The organism is Sediminibacterium sp. FW305-C-49, from assembly GCF_058231085.1.
Genome location: NZ_JBIQXS010000003.1, coordinates 78,953 through 103,862, shown reverse-complemented (window position 1 = coordinate 103,862; position 24,910 = coordinate 78,953). Strand labels below are relative to the sequence as shown.

The 24,910-nt window shown below is 41.4% G+C and carries 23 protein-coding genes; 13 read left to right on the top strand and 10 right to left on the bottom strand.

Annotation, left to right across the window (positions count from 1 at the left end; all coding sequences use genetic code 11):
• Positions 1-19: 19 nt before the first annotated feature.
• On the top strand, positions 20-1,267 hold the full coding sequence (locus ACH3Z1_RS14545) for an MFS transporter (protein ID WP_490822718.1): 1,248 nt from the start codon (positions 20-22) through the stop codon (positions 1,265-1,267).
• A gap of 34 nt (positions 1,268-1,301) precedes the next feature.
• Here the strand turns inward: ACH3Z1_RS14545 and ACH3Z1_RS14540 are convergent, their stop codons facing one another.
• The 5 genes from ACH3Z1_RS14540 to ACH3Z1_RS14520 all read right to left on the bottom strand — a co-directional run bounded on the left by ACH3Z1_RS14540 (position 1,302) and on the right by ACH3Z1_RS14520 (position 6,430).
• Positions 1,302-3,173: a M1 family metallopeptidase gene (locus ACH3Z1_RS14540; protein ID WP_490822717.1), complete on the bottom strand. Its 1,872-nt coding sequence runs from the start codon at positions 3,171-3,173 to the stop codon at positions 1,302-1,304.
• A 141-nt stretch (positions 3,174-3,314) separates the two neighbouring features.
• On the bottom strand, positions 3,315-3,983 hold the full coding sequence (rsmI, locus tag ACH3Z1_RS14535) for a 16S rRNA (cytidine(1402)-2'-O)-methyltransferase (protein WP_490822716.1): 669 nt from the start codon (positions 3,981-3,983) through the stop codon (positions 3,315-3,317).
• Positions 3,984-4,054: 71 nt separating this feature from the next.
• A complete protein-coding gene (gene purS / locus ACH3Z1_RS14530) occupies positions 4,055-4,303 on the bottom strand; it encodes a phosphoribosylformylglycinamidine synthase subunit PurS (protein WP_490822715.1) in 249 nt (82 codons plus the stop codon).
• Positions 4,300-5,064 (bottom strand): CDP-alcohol phosphatidyltransferase family protein, encoded by a 765-nt coding sequence (locus ACH3Z1_RS14525; protein WP_490822714.1) that lies wholly within the window; start codon positions 5,062-5,064, stop codon positions 4,300-4,302. The genes purS and ACH3Z1_RS14525 overlap by 4 nt, the downstream gene beginning before the upstream one ends.
• A 73-nt stretch (positions 5,065-5,137) precedes the next feature.
• Entirely contained in the window at positions 5,138-6,430 is a 1,293-nt protein-coding gene (locus ACH3Z1_RS14520; protein WP_490822713.1) for an aminopeptidase P family protein, read from the bottom strand.
• A gap of 179 nt (positions 6,431-6,609) precedes the next feature.
• Here ACH3Z1_RS14520 and ACH3Z1_RS14515 point away from each other — a divergent pair, with 179 nt between their 5' ends.
• Entirely contained in the window at positions 6,610-7,362 is a 753-nt protein-coding gene (locus tag ACH3Z1_RS14515) for a hypothetical protein (protein WP_490822712.1), read from the top strand.
• A gap of 50 nt (positions 7,363-7,412) precedes the next feature.
• Here the strand turns inward: ACH3Z1_RS14515 and ACH3Z1_RS14510 are convergent, their stop codons facing one another.
• Entirely contained in the window at positions 7,413-7,628 is a 216-nt protein-coding gene (locus ACH3Z1_RS14510; protein WP_490822711.1) for a type IX secretion system membrane protein PorP/SprF, read from the bottom strand.
• A gap of 134 nt (positions 7,629-7,762) precedes the next feature.
• On the opposite strand from ACH3Z1_RS14510, the gene ACH3Z1_RS14505 reads away from it, so the two are divergent.
• On the top strand, positions 7,763-8,194 hold the full coding sequence (locus ACH3Z1_RS14505) for a hypothetical protein (RefSeq protein WP_490822710.1): 432 nt from the start codon (positions 7,763-7,765) through the stop codon (positions 8,192-8,194).
• On the opposite strand, the gene ACH3Z1_RS14500 is transcribed toward ACH3Z1_RS14505, so the two are convergent.
• From ACH3Z1_RS14500 to recG, 3 genes are read right to left on the bottom strand one after another with little or no spacing between them, the layout of a single operon-like run.
• Entirely contained in the window at positions 8,191-9,210 is a 1,020-nt protein-coding gene (locus ACH3Z1_RS14500) for a PorP/SprF family type IX secretion system membrane protein (protein WP_490822709.1), read from the bottom strand. The two genes, ACH3Z1_RS14505 and ACH3Z1_RS14500, sit on opposite strands and share 4 nt — an antisense overlap.
• Positions 9,211-9,219: 9 nt before the next feature.
• Positions 9,220-12,930: a DUF7948 domain-containing protein gene (locus ACH3Z1_RS14495; protein WP_490822708.1), complete on the bottom strand. Its 3,711-nt coding sequence runs from the start codon at positions 12,928-12,930 to the stop codon at positions 9,220-9,222.
• 58 nt (positions 12,931-12,988) lie between these two features.
• On the bottom strand, positions 12,989-15,091 hold the full coding sequence (recG, locus tag ACH3Z1_RS14490) for an ATP-dependent DNA helicase RecG (RefSeq protein ID WP_490822961.1): 2,103 nt from the start codon (positions 15,089-15,091) through the stop codon (positions 12,989-12,991).
• Positions 15,092-15,393: 302 nt separating this feature from the next.
• On the opposite strand from recG, the gene trpS reads away from it, so the two are divergent.
• The 4 genes from trpS (at position 15,394) to ACH3Z1_RS14470 (ending at position 18,829) form a co-directional block, all read left to right on the top strand.
• Positions 15,394-16,404, top strand: coding sequence for a tryptophan--tRNA ligase (gene trpS / locus ACH3Z1_RS14485; protein ID WP_490822707.1), 1,011 nt, complete (start codon positions 15,394-15,396; stop codon positions 16,402-16,404).
• A gap of 175 nt (positions 16,405-16,579) precedes the next feature.
• On the top strand, positions 16,580-17,215 hold the full coding sequence (locus tag ACH3Z1_RS14480; RefSeq protein ID WP_490822706.1) for a deoxynucleoside kinase: 636 nt from the start codon (positions 16,580-16,582) through the stop codon (positions 17,213-17,215).
• A 212-nt stretch (positions 17,216-17,427) separates the two neighbouring features.
• Positions 17,428-18,057, top strand: a complete 630-nt coding sequence (locus ACH3Z1_RS14475) for a hypothetical protein (protein WP_490822705.1) — start codon at positions 17,428-17,430, stop codon at positions 18,055-18,057.
• Between the two features lie 121 nt (positions 18,058-18,178).
• Entirely contained in the window at positions 18,179-18,829 is a 651-nt protein-coding gene (locus tag ACH3Z1_RS14470) for a DUF998 domain-containing protein (RefSeq protein WP_490822704.1), read from the top strand.
• A gap of 28 nt (positions 18,830-18,857) precedes the next feature.
• Here ACH3Z1_RS14470 and ACH3Z1_RS14465 read toward each other — a convergent pair whose 3' ends face one another.
• Entirely contained in the window at positions 18,858-19,250 is a 393-nt protein-coding gene (locus tag ACH3Z1_RS14465; RefSeq protein ID WP_490822703.1) for a VOC family protein, read from the bottom strand.
• 114 nt (positions 19,251-19,364) lie between these two features.
• On the opposite strand from ACH3Z1_RS14465, the gene ACH3Z1_RS14460 reads away from it, so the two are divergent.
• From ACH3Z1_RS14460 to ACH3Z1_RS14435, 6 genes are all read left to right on the top strand, one after another.
• The gene (locus ACH3Z1_RS14460; RefSeq protein WP_490822702.1) at positions 19,365-19,805 is read left to right on the top strand and encodes a GNAT family N-acetyltransferase; all 441 of its coding nucleotides are present in this window, start codon (positions 19,365-19,367) and stop codon (positions 19,803-19,805) included.
• Between the two features lie 615 nt (positions 19,806-20,420).
• The gene (locus ACH3Z1_RS14455; protein WP_490822701.1) at positions 20,421-20,609 is read left to right on the top strand and encodes a hypothetical protein; all 189 of its coding nucleotides are present in this window, start codon (positions 20,421-20,423) and stop codon (positions 20,607-20,609) included.
• 15 nt (positions 20,610-20,624) lie between these two features.
• A complete protein-coding gene (locus ACH3Z1_RS14450) occupies positions 20,625-20,819 on the top strand; it encodes a hypothetical protein (RefSeq protein WP_490822700.1) in 195 nt (64 codons plus the stop codon).
• A 144-nt stretch (positions 20,820-20,963) separates the two neighbouring features.
• Positions 20,964-21,455, top strand: a complete 492-nt coding sequence (locus ACH3Z1_RS14445) for a CPBP family intramembrane glutamic endopeptidase (RefSeq protein ID WP_490822699.1) — start codon at positions 20,964-20,966, stop codon at positions 21,453-21,455.
• Positions 21,456-21,464: 9 nt separating this feature from the next.
• Positions 21,465-22,607, top strand: a complete 1,143-nt coding sequence (locus tag ACH3Z1_RS14440) for an HlyD family secretion protein (RefSeq protein ID WP_490822698.1) — start codon at positions 21,465-21,467, stop codon at positions 22,605-22,607.
• Positions 22,604-24,766 (top strand): peptidase domain-containing ABC transporter, encoded by a 2,163-nt coding sequence (locus tag ACH3Z1_RS14435; protein WP_490822697.1) that lies wholly within the window; start codon positions 22,604-22,606, stop codon positions 24,764-24,766. The genes ACH3Z1_RS14440 and ACH3Z1_RS14435 overlap by 4 nt, the downstream gene beginning before the upstream one ends.
• Positions 24,767-24,910 lie beyond the last annotated feature (144 nt).

The following is a 24,910-nucleotide window of genomic DNA, read 5'->3' as shown; positions in this document are numbered from 1 at the left end:
TCTCATTAACCCAAAACAGATGAACAAAGAAAATACTACTTACGACCCCTTCGCCGCCATGCGTATTCCTGAATACCGCAACCTGATGATGGGCCGTTTTCTGTTTATCATGGGTTTAAGGATGATGGGAACACTGGTGGGCTGGTGGATTTATGAACTTACCAATGATCCCTTTGCCATTGGTTTAATTGGCTTATCGGAAGTAATTCCTGCTGTTTCTCTCTCATTATATGCCGGCCATGTGATTGATATCAGTGAGAAAAGAAAATTATTATTACGGGGTGTGAGTTTGTATTTTACCTGCGCTGTTTTCCTCTTATTGTTATCCAGCAATTATACTTCAACTCAATTGAGTAACCACTGGATTGCGTTCAGCATTTATGTGATCATATTTTTTACCGGAATTATACGTGCGTTTACGGGGCCCACTTTTGGTACCATGGTGGCTTCTATTGTACCCAGGGATCAATTACAAAATGCTACCACCTGGAACCAGGGTATCTGGCTCACAGCTTCAGTTACCGGCCATGCCACTGTTGGTTTTATGATTGCCTTACTGGGTAATACCGGTTCTCTGATAATTATCTGCAGTCTGGTAGCTATTGGTTTTCTATTTATGTACCAGCTTAAACCAAAGCCTTCCCTGAATGAACCCGGTGAGAAAAAAACAATGGATAGCGTAAAAGAAGGTTTGCGTTTTGTGTTCAAAACAAAAGAAGTATTGGGTGCACTCAGTCTTGATTTATTTGCTGTGCTTTTTGGCGGCGCTGTTGCCATGATCCCTGTATTTGCCAAAGACATTTTAAAAACCGGTCCAATCGGTTTTGGCTGGCTCAATGCTGCATCCGATATAGGTGCCATTCTTGTGGTGATATTATTAACATTATTTCCGCTTCGCAAACAGCAGGGTAAAAAATTATTACTGGCTGTTGGTGGGTTTGGCATCTGCATCATCATATTTGCCTTATCGCAATGGTTCTGGCTTTCTTTTTTTGTACTGATGTTAAGCGGTATACTCGATGGTATCAGCGTGGTGGTAAGAGGCACCATTCTTCAACTTAAAACACCTGATCAGATGCGTGGCAGGGTTATGAGTGTAAACTCTATGTTTATTAACAGCAGTAATGAACTCGGACAATTTGAAAGTGGCGTAGCGGCAAAACTATTGGGTGTTGTGCCTTCTGTAGTATTTGGCGGATGTATGACATTATTGGTAGTGGTTAGTACCTGGTTTAAAGCACCCAGTTTAAGAAAGATGGAATATTAAAAAAGCATCCCGAAGGATGCTTTTAGATAATCGATTAATCAGGTATGACAAGTTTATTGTTGTTCCGATTGATATCCGCCAACCGCATGGATGGATCAATTTCAATGGACTTAATATCCTGTATACCTTTTCCAATAGAGAATTTGTATTCAGGATGTGTCCAGCGCCAGGGTGTATGCACGGTTCTTGGTATCTCATTTTCTGCGGGCTTTGTTCCATACATGAGGTCAAGCGCAATTACATGCATTTCCTGTGATCCATCTTTATAAGTTACCAGTACATCTATTGGCATGGGCATTTTTCCTACGCGTTTTACAGAGAGCATGGTCTTGCCATTTTCAACATTGATATCTCCTACTGCATAATCGATGGTTTTGGTGGAGTTGATCCAGTATTCTTTATACCAATCGAGTTCCATACCACTTCGCTTCTCCGCTACACGAATGAGATCGTTCGGATTGGGATGTTTGAATCTCCACTGATAGTAATAGTCGAGCAAAATCTGGTCGCGTACTTTTTCTCCAACGATATAACCCAATTGTGCCATAAACACTGCTCCCTTGCTATATGCTGCAGCACTGTATGCAAAATTGGTATTGAAATGATCGGCATGTGTACTTGCAGGTTCTTCCAGCCCACTCTTTGCCAGGTTAAAATAACTACGGTATGATCCTTCTGCCGCAAAACCTGTCCTGCCGCGCATCTCGGCCATTACACGCGATGTGGCATAATCGGTAAATCCTTCATCCATCCAGGGATACAAGGCTTCATTGCTTCCAAGCATCATCTGGTACCAGCTATGCATCCATTCGTGAATGGCGGTGCCAATACTTGCATTTTTGAGTAAAGTGGCCATGGGGTATTCCATTCCACCATCTCCCCCCTGTATAAAAGTGTAGGTTTTGTATGGATATGGGCCAAATGTTTTGGCGATAATCGGATAAGCCAATGCAGTAGAATCTGCTACTTTCTGCCAGCGATTCTCTACTGAATCAACCGCTTTATAAACCACACGAATCAATGGACCATTTGCAGTGCTGCGTGTAATCATTTTATAATTGGGATCGGCGGCCCACATAAAATCGTGAACATTGTATGCCTGCCATTTCCAGGTAACTGTATTTCCAGTTGTTGTTAGTGGTTTTGTGCCTGCGGCTTCATACCCTCTTCCTATTTCATTGGCATTCATCAGATCGCCACCTGCGGTAACAAAATAATTTTTGTCGATTGTGATGTTCACATCAAAATCGCCCCATACACCATAAAATTCTCTGGCTATATAAGGATTGGCATTCCATCCCTGGTAATCATACTCCACTACTTTCGGATACCACTGGCTCATGCTGTAGCGAATACCTTCTGCATTGTCGCGACCACTTCTGCGGATCTGTTGCGGTACCTGTGCCTCAAACTGTACATCGAGTTGCACTTTTGATTTGGGCATGATGGGTTTTGCCAATACTACTTCCAGTATGGTTTCGTGTACTTTCAGTTCTTGCGACTGCCCTGCAATTTTTACAGAAGCTACGTTCTGAAAACCGATCTGCTCAGGTGTGAGTTTGCTGATACGATCTTTTACACGTGCGTCCCAGTCGAGACCATCACTCATACGGGAAGGTTCTCTCAACGCGGTTTTACCCAGTTCGCGGCTACGTACATCCATACTGCTGTTGGGCTGAAATGCATTCCAGTATAGATGAAAGAAAATACGGTTCAGTGTATCTGGTGAATTGTTCCAGTAATCAATTTTTTCAGTGCCAGTAAAACGATTACTGTTCACATCCATGTTTACATTGATCTGGTATTTGATGCGTTGTTGCCAACGATCGGGTTGTGCCTTTAGCTCAGTAGACAACTGAACAATTACTGTCGACAATAAAAGCGTCTTTAAAAATGTTTTTTTCATGCTGCATGAATCATTTTAGTAGTGCGGAAAGGATATCGATAATGTTTAATAAGATGCCTCTTTCCCTTATCGTAAAGAAACAGATTATGCGGTGTAAATAATCAAAAGGGATGTATAAATTTATAAGTGGGTGAACAGGATTCAATCGGGATGACCGGCTACAACAATAACGATTTCACCTTTTACCGTTTTTGCACGAAAATGATCGGCCACTTCTTTGATGGTTCCCCTGAAATTTTCCTCATACAGCTTGGTAAGTTCACGGCTTACGGAACAGGCCCTGTCTTCTCCAAAATAGCCAGCCATTTCATCGAGCGTTTTTACCAGCCTCATCGGGCTTTCATAAAAAATCATGGTTCGCTCCTCGGTTACCAATTGTTTGAAGAGGGTCTGGCGGCCTTTTTTAATGGGTAAAAACCCTTCGAATACGAAACGGTTACCGGGAATACCGCTGTTCACCAACGCAGGTACAAAAGCGGTGGCGCCGGGCAGACTTTCAACTTTAACGCCTTCCTGTATGCAGGCTCTTACGAGTAAAAAAGCGGGATCTGAAATACCCGGTGTTCCTGCATCGGTAATCAATGCAAATTGTTTACCGGCTTTCATCTGGTCTACCAGGTGTTGCACTACTTTATGTTCATTGTGCTGGTGATAAGGCGAAAGTGGTTTTTGAATCTGGTAATGATTCAGGAAGCGGGATGATGTGCGTGTATCTTCACACAAAATAACATCTACCTGTTGCAATACTTCCAGTGCACGAAGTGTTACATCTTTTAAATTCCCGAGAGGTGTAGGGACGAGGTAGAGCATATAGCAGATGTGAGATGTCAGATGGCAGATATATTTCAAATCAGACATCTGCCATCTGAGATCATCAAATATTATTGAATCATTTCAATCTCATAAAACTCCATCACCGGATTGGCGAGTAATTTTTTACTGGCTTCCTCGGCTATTTGTCTGGCTTCCTCTTCTGAAGCTGCATCGATCTGTAAAGTAATATGTTTACCCACCCTTACATCGCTTACCGATGAAAGTCCAAGGTTTTTTAATCCGCCCAACACTGCTTTACCCTGTGGATCGAGAAGGTCTTTCAATGGCATTACTTTGATCTGCACGTTATAGGTCATGATTCTGTTTGTTTAAGGAGCAAAGATAAAACTACATAGGCAATAAAACTAAGCGGAACTGCCAGCCAGCCAAATAAGATGGCTCCTATGATTGCTACAACTGCTATCAGCAGGAATGGAAGCAGTTTTGCGAAGTTGATATTTTTAAACTTGAGGGCCATCATTGGTAATGTAGACACCATAAGATAGCTTACCAGCAGCACTACCGCATACCAGAACCATTTGTTCAGCAGCAGTGTAATTAACCATGCTTCTGATGTACCCCAGTAAATCAAAGGAAAAGAGGCAAAGAGTAAGCCCGCTGCCGGTATGGGTACCCCTTTGAAACCATAGATTTGTTGCGTATCAATATTAAACCTTGCCAAACGATATGCTCCCGCACAGGGTAGCAGGAAAGCGGGTAATAACCAAGCAATCGGTGCATCGAGTCCATCGGGTTCCTGTGCCAGACTTAAACGGAGGAATTGGTACACGATTAAACCTGGCGCTACGCCAAAACTCACCACATCGGCCAATGAATCGAGTTGTTTCCCCATTTCGGATGGCACTTTCAATAAACGCGCCATAAATCCATCACAGAAATCAATAATAGCAGCCAGTGCCAGAAACAAACTGGCCCACTGCATTTTTTCAGGTATTTCTACAATCGGTTCACCAGCAGATGAACTGGTTATTTCCAGTCCGGTTTGCATGATACAAATGATGGCCAGGCAACCAAATACCAGGTTTAACAGGGTGAACAGGTTGGGAATTTGTTTCATGGAGGATGGTTTATGGTCTATGGTCAATAGTCATAGTCCATCGACTATGCACTATCGACCTTGAACCATGCATTTATTTTCTTTTCATCAACGCTTCAATCTCTTCAACGGTAATGGGAATATTTTTCATAAGGTCTGTATTACCGTTACGGGTGATCCAGAAATTATTTTCAATACGTATACCCATCTGCTCTTCTTCAATATAAATACCTGGTTCAATGGTAAAGACCATGCCAGCTTTGATGGGTTCTGTCTTCGTACCCAGATCATGTACATCAATACCCAGGTGGTGTGAAATACCATGATAGAGATATTTACGATAAGCACGATTTTCGGGTGCTTCGTTCTTTACATCCGATTTTCTCAATAGACCTATCTTCAAAAACTGCTGTGTTGCCTCTTCCCCTACTTTCTCTGTATAATCTACGATGGTAATGCCGGGTTTTAAAATGCTTTTGGCATAGTTATGCAAATGTAAACAGGCATTGTACACTGTTTTCTGTCTGCGTGTGAACTTACCGTTAACTGGAATGGTCCTGGTAAGATCAGCGCAATAACCTCCGTATTCAGCACCAAAATCCATCAGTACCATTTCTCCATCCTTGCATTCCTGGTTATTGGATACATAATGAAGAATTCTTGCACGATCACCGCTCGCAATAATACTGCCATAAGCAGGGCCTGTTGCACGCTGACTATAAAAATCGTGATAGATTTCAGCTTCAATTTCATATTCCATTACACCGGGTTTGATGAAACCCAGGAGTCTGCGGAATGCATGATCAGTTATATCAATGGCTTTTTGTAATACCGCCACTTCGTCTTTGGTTTTAATGGCACGCAGAGAACGCATGATTTTGGCGGCGCGATGATACGTATGCAGTGGATATCTTTCTTTCATTTCATCCACAAAACGATAATCGCGGCTCCTGATCTGTGATGCTTTACGGTCGTTTTCATTTGTATCGAGGTACACATGATCTGCCAGGTGAACCCATGTTTGTAATAATGCATCAATGCTGTCGAGCCAAACAATGGTTTTGATACCTGAAATAGCAGTGGCTTCATTTACGCGCAATCTTTTCCCGTCCCATTTCTCCTTTAATTCATTCGGACGAACCAGTACCAGCACTTCACGGTATTTCGGGTCCGGACAATCAGGAAACAAAACAACCATAGAATCTTCCTGTGTAATACCACTGAGCCAGAAAAGGTTACTGTTCTGCTTGAATTTGTGCAGGGCATCTCCGTTCATGGGCCATTCGTCGTTGCTGACAAAAATGGCGATGCTGTTGGGAACCATGGCGTTTACAAAGCGTTCTCTGTTGGTTATGAAGATGTTAGCATCCAAAGGAAGATATTTCATATGGGTTATTTTGAAGTGCTGCAATATAAAACATAATGTTTTGTCTGCCTGCCACATTTAAACCCCGCCTTTTGCCATAAATGTTAAAAAATAGCCGGTCATCCAGATTGCTGATCCATTTACGAATATAATCGTATGTTTACTACGAAATAATTCGTCAATCACTAAAACAAAGAACAATGAAAACGATTTTAATCAACAAATGGGCCCTGGGAATAGTACTGGCGCTGGCTACCATCAGCTTCTCGGCCTGGAAAGCGGCAGACAAGGAAACAGCAGCACAGGAACCTGGTTTTGAATATTTTTACCAGGATACCAGCAAATCAAAAAAGAAATACAAAATCAAATACAGTGACGACCGCGATTACAAAGTGCGTGATCTTGATAAAGCCATAAAAGAACTTGACAAAGTTTCGATTGAAATGGACCGTGAGATTAAATTAGACATGGGAAAGATGGAAAAAGAGATGAAAAAAGCCATGGAAGAACTCAAGAAAATTGATGTTGATAAAATTCAGTCCGAAGTACGTAAAGCCATGAAGGAAGTAGAACTTGCTTTAAAAGAAATCAATTTTACAGAAGTAGACAAGGAAATGGCGAAAGTGAAAAGCGAATTAAAGTCGGAGAAATTCAAACATGATATTGACTTTGAGAAAATCCGTAAAGATGTAGAAAAGGGGCTGGATGAAGCCAGAGCAGGTATTGCTACTGCAAAAAAACAACTCACCAAAATCAAGGGTTTTGTGGATGAGCTGGACAAAGACGGACTGATTGACAAGGACAAAGATTACAAGATACAGGTGAAAGGTCACAAGCTCTATATCAATGGAAAAGCTCAGTCTGAAGATGTCAATAAGAAATACAGCAAATACCTGGATGAAGATGATTACAGCATCAGTAAAGATGGAGATGATGAGGGTATTGAGATTTAGTTTGTAGATAAATAGACTATGGTCCATGGACCATGGTCTATTGTCTTATATTAGAATCTTACAGTCGGGCACTTCACGCCTCTGCCCCCATTGGAGAATATGCCGCTTTTTATAATGGAAATTTCATAGGCACCATGCGCACCATTAATACCACCTAAGTTAGAGGTTGTGGCATCATAATTAAAGGTAAATCGCGTATCATTTACCTGGTAACCTATCATCGGTATGACCGCGTCTTTGTGACGGTAGTATAAACCTACAATCATTTGTTATTCACCATCACTTATTTAAAGCTTTTAGTAATCAAGTGTAAAACTTATACATATTTATTTATATTTAAATTAAATTATTTATTTTTAAATCATCATATGACCATGTTTTAAAAATTAAACCACCATTTATGAAATCATTATTTGTTGTTTTAGTAAGCAGTAGCTTCTTGATTGGTAATGTAAGTACGAACGTTGGTTTTGAGAAAAGTCAACCTACAACAAATCAAATAAAAAAAAGCTGTGGAACTACTGTTAATTTCATTAACAGCACATCATCTGATTTAACTATTGCGTTTAGCTCTCCAAGTTCTCAATTTCAAACAATAACTGTACCAGCGAATAGCACCGTCGCAATCGGAAATTACCCTGGTATGGGAGCTTGGACTTTTCGTGTTCTTGGAGGGTTAAACGGTTCTATAGCATGTTTTGAAGGTACAGCAGGCGTAACCGAATGTTTAACAATCTCAATCAATGATAGATTTTGTGTACTTCAAAACCCTTTTTTAACTTCATGTGGGGGTTCATATGACTTTGTATTTGCAGATTATAACCAATGCTAAAATCGTACAGTCGGGCACTTCACCCCTCTTCCACCGTTGGAAAATATTCCACTCTTAATAATGGAAATTTCATAGGCACCGCGTGCGCCGTTAATACCACCTAAGTTAGAGGTTGTGGCATCATAATTAAAGGTAAATCGCGTATCATTTACCTGGTAACCTATCATCGGTATTACTGCGTCTTTATGACGGTAGTACAGGCCTAAAATCATTTGTTGTTCCCCATCACCACTCAGGTTTCGATTGGCATTAAAACCTACTACGGTTTCCCAGGCATTGCCCATTTTACTGACATAGATATTCGGGTTCACGATCCAGAGATCCTGTAGTTTCACACTGGCATTTACAAAACCGGTGTATCGCCTGTTCACCCTGGCATCGGCTACACTGGGTGCAAAAAAACTTTCCTGCGGACTATTCACGTGCATGACACTCACGCCTGCATTCAGGTATAAATTATCAGAAGCAAAATAAGCATAGTTCATTCCTACCTGCAGATCAACATAAGAGGTCTGACTGTACGCAAAGGGTTCGTTGGAAGGAATATTGATATCGAAAAATTGTCCGCTCCACTGGTTATCGAAACTGAGTTTGCTGATATCTATTCGTTTGGTAACAAGTCCTACACTAAATCCACCACTCAATAAACTGTTATAGCCGAGCATCTGGTGGTAAGCCACGCTTGCATAAGCGTTGGTTGAAACCAGGTTTCCACTTCCAGCCTTATCGCTGTATAAGGATGCACCAACACCCATCCATCCATTTTCAAAACGGTTGGCAAATAGTTTGGTATCGCCCCATACACTCATGGTGCGAAATGGATTACCTACACTTGCCCACTGGTTGCGATAATTTCCACCGATACGATAATCATAATCAGGATTAAAACCCGTATTCGCCGGGTTTACCAGCATAGGCGCATTATAGTATTGGGAGAAGTGCAGCCCCTGCCCTTTCACATTTGCTGTAATGATCCATAACAAAACAATCGCTCCTGTTTTCAACACACTACGCATAGCTGGCATTTATCGAAGTAATGTAATATCGCCCTTCTTTGATACTTTATCTCCGTTGGTAAATTCTATCTGTAACGTATAATGATATACATCCTGTGGTTGTATACGACCCTTGTATCTGCCATCCCAACCCTCTGCCTGGTTATTACTCACATATACCTGCACTCCCCATCTGTTGTAAATACGCCAGGTCATTTTACCAATACCATACCCCCTTACAAAAATGCGGTCGTTGGTACCATCACCATTGGGTGAAAAAGCATTGGGTACTGCAGCAGTGGCATTTACCGTTACACTGATTGACTGACAAGTGGTATCGCTGCAACCTGCTGCATTGAATACTATAAGACAGGCATTATACGTACCGGTTCTGTTGTACAAATGAGGTACTGCAGTATCGGGGTCTGTTGTAATCGTGCTGTCACCATCACCAAATAACCATTTGTAGGAAACCCCACCGGTTGAACCATTGTGGAAATTGACTGGTGTATTGGGTTCGGTTGGGTTGGGTGTGTAGGTGAATGCTGCTGTAGGACTACCACTCACTGTTATCGTTTGGCTAGTCGTATCCCGAACATTACAGGTTGCATTATCTACTGCAATTAAAGTTACTGTATAAGTACCTGGTGTAGGATACAGATGTGTTGGACTGGTTGTTGTGGATGTTGATCCATCACCAAAATCCCAGAAAAACTGTTGTCCTGCCAGTGATGTATTATTAAACACCGCATTATAAGGCGCACAACCTACAGATGGGGTGGTAAATCTTGCATCTACATTGGGTGAAATGCGTATTTGTTGTACAATGCTGTCTGCATGGTTACAATAACTGGTATCTATCAGCACCAGTTTCACATCATAGGTTCCACCTGCGGCATAAGTATGTGTTACAATGCCGGGGCCAGCGATTCTGCTGTTACCATCACCAAAATCCCATCGGAAACTTTGGTTGTTAAATGGTTTACCCGCAGGAGCCACCGATGTATTATTGAATTCAAATGTTAATGACTGGCAGGGTGGTATTTTAGTTGAAGTGAATGCTAATGCCGCTTCATCACCTCGCACACGCATGTTGATATAGGCTGTATCGGTAAAATTACAGGTAGTTGAATCCACCGCTACAAGCATGACCCTGTACAAGCCAATATTGTTGAATGTATGAGAAATAGAAGGTGTGGTTGTTCGTACTGCCGGCGAACCATCACCAAAATGCCACCAGTATGCCTGGCCTTGAGCAAGTGTGTCTCTGAAATCAACTGTTAGTGGTACGCAACCTGCTGTGTCTCTGGCTACACCATTAATGGAAGCTTGTAGACCAGCTCCTACACCTGCAAGATCGAAGGAGAATTTGATAGCTAGCAGATTACAAGCCCCGCCATTACTTCCAGCACTCATATTGTTTCTGGACCACACACCGGCTGTACCTGTTAATCTGCCCGGATCATTTGCGTTACCCGAACAAGAGCAGATGGACTGGTAAATTGTGCCGTTCCGGTCAAATCGGCTGGTTCCCCCATCCACATGATCTGCATTAGAGCCTGTTCCAGAAGTGGCCCCAAAAAAAGTAGCATACAAAACAGATCTTGCGTCTCTTTCAATAACATAGAAATAGAGATCTTCGCCGTCCGTGCTTGATTTAAACTGCCCCGTACCCGCCGTAACCAGCCCTCTGGTTCCTGATGACTGCATACCGCTTTGCAATACCCCTCCCCAGCCAGACACATATACATTCTCACATCGATCAACAAGAAAAGCCGTAGGAGAAATGTTTGGCACACTCCCTGTTGTTGTACCAAAATTGCTGGAATAAATAAAGCCTGAAAGATCAGGTTGGAGTTTAGATATAAATTGTTTTCCTGTTGCCTGACTCCCGTTTGCATTAACAGGGGCATTAATTACCGGCCAGGGGGAGGTTGTAGTTCCCATTATGTATGGAAACCCATTCCTATCGAATTGAACTCCATATATGAGATCGACACCATTGGTGGCAAAATAACTTGTTTTTAAAATTTGTGATCCGTCAGGGCTGATAATACTTACAAACCCATCCACCGCCCCTCCCTGAAATGTAGGAAACAAAACACCTGATTTATCTCCGGGGAGATCTGTACTGGATGTTCCACCAGCTACATAAATATTTCCATTTTGGGGATGAATTGCCAAAACAAAAGCAGCATCGTCGCCATTGCCTCCTAAGAAGGAACTAAATAAAACAGTGTTCAAATCAGGAGTTAGTTTTATTACAACTCCGTCCTGAAAACGATTAGACGAGTTCGCCCCACGCGTGGTTTGGAAGGCATTTGCGGTAACAGGAAAATTTGTTGACTGTGTTACGGATGCAAGTATCGGATTGCCAGCACCATCTAAAATAATTTCACTTCTTGCATCATCTCCATAATTTCTTCTTGTTGTTTCGGATACGACTGGGCTTGTGTAGTTTGGTCGAACATTCACTCCATCATCACCACTTTCTCCTATTCTTATTGAACTGATAATATCTGTACCTGCTGCATTCAGTTTTGTGATAATAATGTCTGCAGCACCACCATTTCCATATAATCCAAGTCCTTTTGTGGGATAACTGCTTCCAGAAGTTGTTCTTCCAGCAATAAACAAATTACCCTGTGCATCTGCTACTAAGCTATGTGGTTGTTCATTGCCTGTACCACCAAGATAAGTAGCATATAACCTGTTGGCACCTGAGGGGTCAAACTTGATAATTGCAATATCATTGGGCGGTAACTGTCCCTCATTAACCCCACCTCTGAAAGATGTTTGAAATGCACCGTTACTTACGGGAAACTGACCTCCTTGCATAACTATGCCTCCACCATAAAAATTACCCCGGCTATCGTATGTTGCGGTAAAGCCCCAGTTATCTGCCGTACTTCCACTGTATCCATAAAATACAATAGAGGGATCTATCACCAAGGTTGCATCTTTATTATATGCTCCATTTATTTTAAACCGAACAATATTTCCCTTCGCTTCAAAACTACAAGGCACTTCTGTTCGCGTACCTCTTGACAGCTGATAAGTATAAGGTGGCATTTCCTGAACATCAATCACTGATGTTTTGATGACCAGTTGCTGGTCCTTCACTTTCAAACCGTCAACCCCATCAAAATAAAGATTTACTTCATTGATATTTCCACCCGGATTCACAATCAGGTCATATTTCAATGTGCCATTGGCTGTGTAATAACGTATATCGATATTGGGATAAATATTCTTGAAAGTTACCGCCTGGTATATCTTACAATTGGATGTCCATTTAGAAGGATCATTCCCTAAAATATAGTTGTTATAAGTAGCCTGTGCCTTATCAGGTACTACCTGTGCATTCGGATTGGCATTCAGGAATTTCACCTGGTAAGCATGACCTCTTAAAATCATGTCACCGGTTGAACCTCCACCTCCTTCACCGCCTTTGGAAGGTTCACCCACCGATGATTTTTTGACTGATGATGTTGCTGTAACTGTATGCTGGTGACCGCGTGGATGCGGATTTAACTTTTCAAGGTCTTCTTCCTTATGCAATAAAACCCTGTAACCATCTGCCTGCAGCGCCACCGATCCGATACCGGTATTGGCGAGGTATAATATTTTTTTATCCCACTGTCCTTTGTTCTCTACAAATTCGAGATAGTTCTGCGCATAGGTTACCAATCCCATCATAAGCAATCCCAGTACCCCTGCTATTTTCTTCGGTGCTACCAATCCTCAATTTTTTAATAAGTTACTACAATATACGTTTCCTGCCATGTTAAAGTTCTCGTCAGGAAATGCGGCTCCACGCATTTTTACCTTTCTGTGACCTGAGGTAGTTTTTTAACAGCAAATTCTTTGCCATTTCCAGTGTCGGGTCTTCCTCACCTATTTGCTCAGCCATTGTTTTTGCCAGTTCCAATAGATCTTTATCATCAACAATACTGGCCACCTTAAAGTTCAATGCCCCACTCTGTCTGGTACCTGCAATATCACCGGGACCACGCAATTCAAGGTCTTTCTCTGCAATTTTAAACCCGTCATTGGTGGCGCACATTGTATTGATCCGTTCTTTGCCCTCTTTGCTTACTTTGGCACCCGTTAATAAAATGCAAAAACTTTTTTCACTACCCCTTCCTACTCTTCCACGAAGCTGGTGCAACTGCGATAATCCGAATTTTTCTGAGCTTTCGATGACCATTACCGTTGCATTCGGCACATTTACACCTACCTCAATGACGGTTGTACTGACCATTATTTGTGTATCGCCGCTAACAAAACGCTGCATATTGGTTTCCTTCTGCTCGGCCGGTTGCCGCCCGTGTACCATGCTGATCAGGTACCTGGGTTCGGGGAAAAAGCTTTTTACCTGCTCATAACCCTGCATCAGGTCCTCATAACTCAGTTTTTCACTTTCTTCAATTAAAGGGTAGATGAAATATGCCTGCCTTCCCTTCTGAATCTCCGTTTTTACAAAATCCATTACGCTGGCCCTTGCTCCTTCATTACGATGAACTGTGGTAATGGGTTGTCTGCCCGGTGGCAATTCATCCATCACACTGTAATCCAGGTCACCATATGCAGTCATGGCCAGGGTTCGGGGTATGGGTGTGGCCGTCATTACCAGCACATGTGGTGGAATGGTTGCTTTTCCCCATAGTTTGGCCCGCTGTGCCACACCAAAGCGATGCTGTTCGTCTACAATGACCAGTCCTAAATTTTTAAATTGAACAACGTCTTCGATCACTGCATGCGTACCAACTACAAAATGAATTGTATCATCCTGTAAACCTGCCAATATTCTTTTTCTTTCTTTTCCTTTCACTGTACCCGTAAGTAAGGCTATCTCAACAGGCATTTCTTTTAACAATGCCTTCAACCCATTGTAGTGCTGTTGAGCAAGAATTTCAGTGGGTGCCATCAGGCAACTCTGGTAACCATTGTCGGCTGCCAGCAGCATACTCAGCAAAGCCACAATGGTTTTTCCACTACCCACATCTCCCTGTAACAAACGGTTCATCTGGTGACCGCGACCTGTATCGGTTCTGATTTCCCTGATGACTCTTTTTTGTGCACCTGTTAATTCGAAAGGCAGGTAATTATTATAGAATTGATTGAATAAGTCTCCTACTTTTTCAAATAACACTCCCCTGCTGTTCTTATGTCTTTCCAGGCGAACAAGGTTCAATCTTACCTGTGCAATAAAAAACTCTTCAAACTTGAGTCTTTTCAGTGATCGTTCATATGCCTGCTGTGATACCGGGAAATGAATATTACAATACGCTTCATAGCGGTTGATGAGCTGTTGCTGTGTTATAATATGTTCGGGCAGATTTTCAGGAATATCAGTTGATTTGATCTGTGAGAACAACTGGTAAGTAAGTTTCCCCAGTTGCCTTCCGTTCAAGCCTCTTGCTTTTAATTTTTCGGTGGCAGGATAAACAGGCTCCAGATATTCTTTACCATCTGCTTTTGTGGCTACGAAGGGTTCAATTTCAGGATGCACCATTTGCGGCCTGCCACTAAAAAAACCGGTGCGACCAAAGACCAGGTATTTTTGTCCGGACACCAGGTTTTTCTGCACCCAGTTGATGCCCTGGAACCAGGTAAGTTCGAGGCTGCCTGTTTCATCTTTTAATTGCGCAACCAATCTTTTGGCCCTTCCTGTACCTAATATTTCAAACTGTTGTAAAACACCTGCTACCTGCACAAAATCGGTTTGATAATTAATACTGCTGATCTTATTGACCTTGGTCTTATCAATATGCCGATGTGGGAAATGATCTAACAGGTCCCCAAATGTAAAAATCTCCAGTTCCTTACGCAACAGATCACCCCGTAAAGGTCCTACACCTTTTAGGTATTCGATAGGGGTAGATAATATGTTGACTATAGACTGGCTGATGGGGTGTTTGATTTTTTGTTTGAAGAACTCCCACGGAGATCTTTGATGTACTGATCTTTGATGTTTGATTGAACAAAGGAATTTATGGTGTTCACCTGTTCCCTGTCTTACAAATATCCTTTCTGTAAGGGATATAGAAAATTCAATTTAAGAGACCAAGGGAACAAGCAACAGGTAGCAAGATACAAGATGGCTGATTGTCTATTTAACTACATATAAAAGCTTGTCGCTTGTAGCCTGTGGCTTGTAGCTTACTCTCCCTTATAACTTCTCTCCCTTATCTTTGCCGAATGGAAAAAGAGGTTGTTTTAAGTGGAATACGCCCTACAGGTTTTCTTCACCTGGGTAATTATTTTGGTGCCATGCGCAACTATGTGCGTATGCAGGATGAATTTAACTGCTATTTTTTTGTTGCCAACTGGCATAGCCTTACCACGCACCCCGATACCAGAGAACTAAAAAACAGTGTGCTTCGCGTCATTGCTGAAAATGTGGCCTGTGGACTTGACCCGGATAAAGTGTCATTATATGTGCAGAGCGATGTGCCTGAAATTGCAGAGCTGTATCTCTACCTTAATATGATGGCCTACAAGGGGGAGCTGGAAAAAACAGTCACTTTTAAAGAAAAAGTTCGCCTGCAACCTGATAATGTGAATGCGGGTCTGCTTACCTATCCTGTTTTACAGGCGGCCGATATATTAATTCATCGTGCAGTAAAAGTACCGGTAGGTAAAGACCAGGAACAACACCTCGAAATGGCGCGCAATTATGCAGAACGTTTCAACCATAGATATGGTGATGTATTGCCTTTACCTTATGCATTCAATTATGGTGGTGAGCTGGTGAAAATTTTAAGTCTGGATGGTGTAGGAAAGATGAGTAAGAGTGAGAACCAGATGAATACACTTTACCTGGCCGATGAGGATGAAAGCATTCGTAAAAAAGTCATGAAAGCAAAAACCGATCAGGGACCTGCCGAGCCCAATGCGATGAAACCTGACTACATAGAAAATCTCTTTACACTGATGAAACTGGTCAGCACGCCTGATACCGTTCAGAAATTCGAGGATGATTTTAATCATAGCAGTGCCGGAAATTGTATCATTCGTTATGGTGATATGAAAAAGCAACTGGCGGAAGACATGATACGTTTTATTCAACCCATCCGCGCCAGAGCGGCTGATATTCAGAACAACCATGCGTTGCTGCAGAAAATCATTCGCCAGGGTGCCGACAAAGCCCGTGCCAGTGCCAGTGAAACGCTGAAACTGGTCAGGACGGCTGTGGGGATGGATTATTAGAGCGTCCGGAAGACCGGGGTCCGAAAGTCGGAAAGTTGGAAGAGATAAGCTTAATAACGCATAATACGCTTATCTGATTACATTCTAATTGCCTGCGGACTTTCGGACTCCCTTACTTTCGGTCTCCTCCCTACTTTTTTCTCCCATTTCTCTCAACTTTCGTATTTTCATTTTTATGGCGAAAACCAAGAAACCAAAACATGTGGCGATAGCCGGTAATATCGGTGCCGGAAAGACCACGCTGACCGAGATGCTCAGTAAGCATTACCGCTGGATCCCTCAGTTTGAAGATGTAGATCATAATCCTTACCTGATGGATTTTTATGAGGATATGCCCCGCTGGAGTTTTAATCTCCAGATATTTTTCCTGAACAGTCGTTTAAACCAGTTACTCGATATACATCATGGAACCGAAACCGTGATACAGGATCGGACGATATATGAGGATGCGAATATTTTCGCTCCCAACCTGCACGAAATGGGACTGATGAGTAAACGCGATTTCGACAACTATTACCAGTTCTTCCAAACGCTGAAGACCATGGTACAGCCACCCGATCTGCTGATTTATCTCAAAGCTTCTGTACCTACCCTGGTGGCGCAGATTCAGAAAAGAGGACGTGAATACGAAGAAAATATCCGCCTCGATTACCTGAAGCGGCTCAATGAATATTATAACAAATGGATTGATGGCTACAAAGAAGGCCAGTTACTGGTGATTGACTGCGATAAAAATAAATTTGCAGAGAGTGAAGAGCATTTTGGAGAGATTATCAGTAAAGTGGATGGAATGTTGTTTGGGCTGTTTTAATTTTCTTCCGATATAATCTGCGCATCTGCGGCAACTATATATTGCCACTGAAGACACAGGATTACACTGAAAAAATTCTTGTAATCCTGTATCTTCAGTGGCAATTTTCAATTTAAGATGCAGCACTTCAGTTAATAGACTGTCTTTTATACACCCCCTCTGATCATTACAGTTACAACAACATCATTGATTTTTCAACCCATTCTTTATTTATGAAGTACATTTCCCTCAGTATCATAAGTTGCTGCTTTAGCATGTACTGTTTTGCCCAAATCCAGACTCTTCCTAAACGTTCTGTTAAGTTCAATATTGGCAAAAGCACACATGGAACCGATGATTTGCTTGGTGTGAGTTTTGGCGCATCTTATTCGCACTACATTAAAAAGAAGCTATCTCTTGAATATAATTTTAAGGGAACGATACATGATGGAGAAGATACCTATCTGCTCCTTTTCAATAATTCAGTGATACAGGATGGCTCTGTACGTATGACTACAGCCGGTTTCCAAATCGGGTCATTGATCAGGTATAGTCTCATTCGCTCTTCACATCATGAATTGATGATTGCAGCCGGCCCTCTGGGCAGGTTTCAATCTTCATCATTAGGGGACAATGGTTACAGTGCCATTTTCCCGCAAGGGAACAGTTCATACCCGCGTATACTCATAGCCTTTGATAACAGCACCCCACAACGCAGGTTTACGGTTGGCTACATGAGTGAACTGTCTTATCATTATACATTTAAACGAGGTGTCTTTGCGGGTATTAATGCCGGTTTTCAAAATGATAGCAATGCAGATGCCATAACACATCTTGGTTTTTTGATTGGAAAGAGATTTTAGCTATACTTGGTTATTCCCAGCAAACTGCATGTTCTTTATTTAGTTTCGAAAATATTTTTTTGAAACTAAATAGTTGCACATATATTTGCAACCGAACGGTTTCAAATTAAATCATTCCACTATGCTTACACTTGCAATACTGGTCATCAGTACCGGATTCGTTTCCTTACTAGCTTTACTGATACTTCATTTTACCAGCCGCGAATTTCATCCCGGCTGGCGCATGATCAGTGAATATGCATTGGGAAAACACAAATGGCTGTTGACCATTTTCTTTATTTGCTGGGGCATTTGTTCACTATTATCTGCAGCACTATTATGGAATATAGTGAATGGCATATGGCCAACCATTGGGCTGGCATGTATCATCCTGACAGGTATAGGCGCTATTATGGGCGGGTTATTTGATGTAAAACACAAATTGCATGGAATGGCTTTTGGTATAGGCATTCCTTTTCTGCCACTTGGTTCACTACTCATCAGTTATCACCTGATAAAAGATGGTTACTGGACCACTGAACAATTCAGTATTTTATTATCCGCACATGCCATCTGGATATCGGTTGTATTGATGGCAATTACCATGGTTTTGTTGTTTGCGGGTTTCAAGAAAGCAGGTATTCCGTTCGGACCAGATATCGCTCCGCCGGAAAAATTACCTGATGGTGTTATTGGCATCAACGGGTATTTTAACCGGTTACTTGTACTATGTTATCTGGTATGGCCGATGCTGATAGCATACATTTTTTGGAGCAGCACAAATACTGCATGAATGGGTAGTAATTGACGGGACTTCACAATTAATGAAGCTGTAAAAGGTCCCATAAATTGCCGTACAAATCTTTAAAAACAGCAACCGTTCCATAGGTTTCTGTTTGGGGTGCTCTTACAAATTCAATGCCCTTGTCGATCATTGTGTGATAGTCTCTCCAGAAATCATCTGTTTGCAAAAAGAGGAATACACGTCCTCCTGTCTGCCTTCCAATACATTGCTCCTGTTCTTCTCCAACAGCTTTTGCGAGCAATATTTGTGTGCCGGTTGAACCAGGAGGGGCTATCAGTACCCAGCGTTTATTTTGTTCAGGTTGATGCTTATCTTCTACAAGTATAAAATTCAGTTGCCGTGTATAAAAATCAATGGCTTCGTCGTAGTCTTTTACCAATAGTGATATGTGTATGATGGATTGTTTCATGTAGGTGATCTATCTGGTCAAACTAAAATAAAAATCGTTATCTGCAATATACTAAAACGGTGAAATTGGTTTTAAAGAGTCTGTATCTTGCAATACCTAAAGCGTCATACAACCATGTATCAACTTCGGAAAGGTCAGTCTTCAGATTATCAAGAGTTGTTGGTTATATGGGAGGCCTCTGTAAGAGCCACACACCATTTTCTTGATCCGGCTGATATTTTATTTTTCAAAGACATCATTCAGCAGCACAATGCTTTTTCGATGGTAGATATTACCTGTATTGTTGATGAAGATCAAAAGATACTGGGCTTTATGGGTGTTGCAGCAGATAAACTCGAAATGCTTTTTCTTGACCCTGCTGAAAGAGGCAAAGGTTTAGGCAAACAATTGATGCAGCATGCTTTTACAAACTACCATATAACAAAAGTTGATGTAAACGAACAGAATGAAGCAGCCAGACAGTTTTATGAATATCTTGGGTTTGTCGTAAAAACCCGCTCCCCACTTGATGGAACGGGCAAACCCTATCCTATTTTACATATGGAGTTGATATAATAAGGGGGTATCTCATCTTTCACTCCGCCACAAGTGTTCTGTTCCTGCACAAAACCACTTCACCTAACGCACATTCTTTAACCCTGGCCGAAGTCTGAACACAAATCCCGGCAATCCTGTTAAAAAACTCAGTTGCCCCAATTATTTATCATTTTTATCTTTACAAAACAATAGAGCAAAATGGGATTAGCTGTACATCAGGGACATCCCTATTTCGCTCTCCTGATGATAAAATTAATATTGAATTATACTATAAGACATTAGCAAAACATCTCTTTTTTCGTCAAACTATATTCCCCCCAGAAAGAAAGTGCTACCTGATTTTTAAAGTTGTAGCCATCAACAGACCGCATTTGAAAATGCATTATCCGTGTGTATGCTACAACCAATTCATTCAGTAGCTACGAATTGCGGGATATTACTCCTTTATTGACCCAAAGAAAAAACAATAAAGTACGTTGGTTGCTTCGACACAACCTGGGGGTTCATCATAGACAGCCCAGCCAAAAGCAAAACTGAAAAAACCGAGTTCACGGTAGCGGGAATCCTGCGTGACGCTGAAAAAACAACATCCGAACCATGGCGAAAGACAGGTAAGGGTAAAAAATACTACAGATGCAAATACAAGAATTAAAAATGATGGGTCTGGATGCGCTTGACAACGCTGAAATACAAGAGGTATCCGGAGGCGCATGGCCGAAGTGGTTAAAAGGCATTACCTGGGCCGCTGTAGGCAAAGAAATCATCGATCACTGGGATGAAATAAAAAAAGGCCTGGTTGATGGATGGAATTCAGTTAAATAATAAAATTATACTGCTATGACGCAATCAATGAATCTTCTAAAGTATGAAGGACTCAGCGAGCTTTCTTCAGAACAAACACTGGCGATTGAAGGTGGAGGATTTTGGGGTGACTTGGCCTATATCGTTGGAGCAACAGCCCATTCCATCTGGCAATTTTCAAAGCAGGCTATGGAGTACCAGCATTCCCTGCCAGCCAATTTGAAAAAGTAATTAACCTTGTAAAGACTGAGTTCATCAAAGAACTCAGTCCTTTTATTTCCACAACAATGAAGCAGAAACTGTCAACCTTCCAATGGTTTGTTTTCTTTCTATCCCTTTTTTCCCTTTCAGCATCAATGCTAAAATGCCATTAAAATGTGTATCAGCAGCGCTAATAAATATTATAACCGTTTTATCACGGGCTTAAGCAGGCAGAAGACGAGTATGCTCATTATTTATACTGTTGGTATGGATGTTATCATTACACTTATCTTTTCTACTATTCTTTTTCCGTCTCACACCGCAGGACCTGTTCACACATCAATAATGCAAGGTTTTTTTATCGCAGTTTTAATTGCCCCATTTATTGAGACCTTATTCTTCCAGCATCTGATCATCAAATTTATACTGAAAAGGAGAAGAACCGCAAGATTGGCATCCTGTTTGGTTTCCGCATTATTTTTTGCCATCTCACATTATTATTCATGGGAATATATTTTCAAAACCTTTTTATCCGGACTTCTCTTTGGCTCACTATTTCTCATCATACGTCATAAGCGTCAAAACCCAATCCTCATCGTTTTTCTGACACATGCCTTCTATAATTGCATCGGTCTCATCATTGATATTGTAAATGGCACTGTTTAAATACCTGCTATGAACAGTTTCTACCGAATACATACTTACAGAAAAAACACGCATATACTTTATATCATCATCCTATTACTCATTTTTTCTTCTCTGGTTGCTTTACCATTTATCAAGACCAGTATTTCTGTTATTTCAATGGGTATCATCCGACCACTCAACGAAAGAACGGAAATCAAACCAGCTGTTTCGGGCATCATTGATTCTTTACTGGTAAAAGAAGGAGACACCATCCTGCAGGGACAGTTGATAGCAAGATTGAAAGACAATTCTACTGACCTTCAAATAGTCCTGAACGATACTGAAGTCAGACAGCGCCTAAACTTTATCAGCGATCTTGAGGTACTGATTGCCGCGACTAACTATAACGACTTATCACTGAAAACAGCACTTTACCGTCTTCAATTAAGTAGATTTTTGTTTCAGTTAACCGACCGGCAGGCCGCCATAAAAAAAGTGAGTCACGAACAGGAGATCAATACACTGCTGTTGAACAATAAAGTAATTGCCAGCAAAGAACATTTTGATAAAGAAATTGAATCAGAGCGTTTAATAGCGCTGTTCAATGCCTTTAAGCAGGAGCAGATTACCCATTGGCAAAATGATTTAGAGCGCTATAAAACAGAAATAGCACAGCTTTCTGCGCAGCGGAATCAAATAGAAAGCCAGCAGAAAAAGCATTTGCTATACGCCCCGGTTTCAGGAGAGATTCAACATATCAATACCCGCTATGCCGGAGGTTTTATCAGCGCTGGAGAAACACTCTGCATCATTTCACCACAATCGAATCTGATGGCTGAATGTTATATCAGCACACGTGATATGGGATTGTTAAAAATCAATCAACCTGTCCGCTTTCAGATAGATGCTTTTGATTACAATTATTTTGGAATACTTACTGGCAAAATTGCATCCATCGACAATGACTTTACATTATTAGACAACAAGCCTGTTTTTAAAGTACGATGCAGCTTCGATGACACCCAGCTATTATTAAAAAATGGCTACAAAGGCCTACTCAAGAAAGGACTCAGTTTCCAGGCCAGGTTTATGGTAACTGAGCGTACACTATGGCAATTATTGTTTGACAAAATAGACGATTGGCTGAATCCTACCGCTCCCGCAACGCAGCTTACAAAAGAACAGTCATGAAAAAGAAGATATGCATTCAACAAAGAGATATTACTGATTGTGGCGCAGCATGTCTGGCTTCTGTTGCCATGTACTACCATTTACAATTACCCATAAGCCGCATTCGTCAATATGCAGGTACAGATAAGCAAGGCACAACTATACTGGGACTTATTGAAGCAGCAGAAAAATTGGGTTTCCAGATCAAAGCGGCCAAAGGGCAGTTAGAAAGTTTAACGAAAATTCCACTTCCTGCCATTGCACATGTTGTACTAAAAAACGGCTTGCACCATTATGTGGTTATATATAAGGTTACTAAAAAATATATTACTTACATGGATCCCGGCGATGGCGCTTTTCATACAACAACCTTTCAACAATTTAAAGAAATATGGAGCGGTGTGATTGTACTATTACTTCCGGATGAGGGCTTTGTAAGTGGCAAAAAAAAGATCAGCAATTCAGAGCGGTTTTGGCAGTTAATTCGTCCCCACTCTGCTATATTGATACAGGCATTACTGGGGGCATTCATCTATAGCATCCTTGGTTTATCCACTTCACTTTATATCCAAAAAATTGTTGATTTTGTATTGATAGAAGGTAACGTACGATTGCTGAACCTGCTGAGTATAGTAATGGTAATGGTATTGATTTTCCAACTCATTATCAGCGGCTATAAAACAGTGTTTGCATTACGTACCGGACAAATGATGGATGCACATTTAATACTGGGTTACTACAAACATCTGCTGAAATTACCCCAACGTTTTTTTGATACTATGCGTGTAGGTGAAATCATCAGCCGTGTGAATGACGCCGTAAAAATCAGGGACTTCATTAACAATGTTGCACTAGATATGGTCGTCAATATCCTAGTTGTGGCATTAAGCCTTGTAGTAATGTTTGCTTACTATTGGAAATTAGCACTACTCATGCTTGCTATCATTCCCATCTACCTGTCTCTCTATTTTATCAGTAACAGTGTCAACAAAAAATGGCAACGAACACTCATGGAAGAGTCGGCCGCCTTAGAAACACAACTGGTGGAAAGTCTGAATGCCGTTGGCACCATTAAAAGATTCAATCTCGAAACTTATGCCAACGAAAAAACAGAAGATCGTTTCTTTGGTTTGTTAGGTAGCATTTATAAAAGCAGTATCTATTCACTCTATATAGGCACAGGAGCTGAATTTTTCACCCGTGTATTCACCATCTGCTTATTATGGGCCGGAAGTTATTTTGTGATCAACAGGGAACTTTCGCCGGGAGAACTCTTATCATTTTACGCACTCATCGGTTATTTTACAGGTCCTGCTTTATCCCTTATCGGCGCTAATAAACAAATACAGGATGCACTCATAGCTGCTGACCGTTTATTTGAAATCATTGACCTGGAAACAGAAAATGTTCAGCAACACCATATCCGGCTAAACCCAGAACAGGTGGGTAATATTGTTTTTAACAATATCTATTTCCGATATGGAACAAGGACCATGGTATTTGAAGGATTAAGTTTACAAATCAATAAGGGACAAAGCACTGCTATTGTGGGCGAGAGTGGCAGCGGCAAATCAACACTATTATCCTTACTGCAAAATCTTTATCCGTTGAAAGAAGGATATATCAGTATCGGTGGTATTGATATACAACATATCAGTCACAAAAGTTTGCGGAAACTCATTGCGGTAGTGCCTCAACAGATCGATCTGTTCAATGGAACCATTATTGAAAATATTGCCATTGGTGATCCTGAACCTGATCTGCAAAGAATTCTCACCTTATCGCATATGCTGGGTATTCATCAGTTTATTGAAGAGTTACCCAATACCTATCACTGTATTTTGAATGAACAGGGCACCAATCTTTCCGGTGGACAAAGACAACGAATCGCCATTGCAAGAGCCCTGTATCAAGACCCGCAAGTATTGGTACTCGATGAGGCCACCAGCAGCCTTGACCCACGCAGCGAACAACTGGTACAGTCTACCCTTCAATGGTTTCAGCAGCAAGGAAAAACCATTATCATTATTGCACACCGATTATCTACCATCAGGCGTTGTGACAACATACTTGTTTTGCAAAAAGGAAAATTGGTGGAAGCTGGATTTCATGAAGCACTTTTAAGCAACAAAGGACCTTATAGTGAGCTTTGGCAGCATCATTTGGGTGGTGTGGGCTAGGCAAGACAAAATTCAAAAACTTTACAGCGATTAAGGTTATTGCATAATAATAAAACTTTTTCATTCCCCATTGACGATTCACCATTCACCATTCACCTTCCCCCAAAAGAAATCCCGCCACAAGTGACGGGATTCCATTCAAAC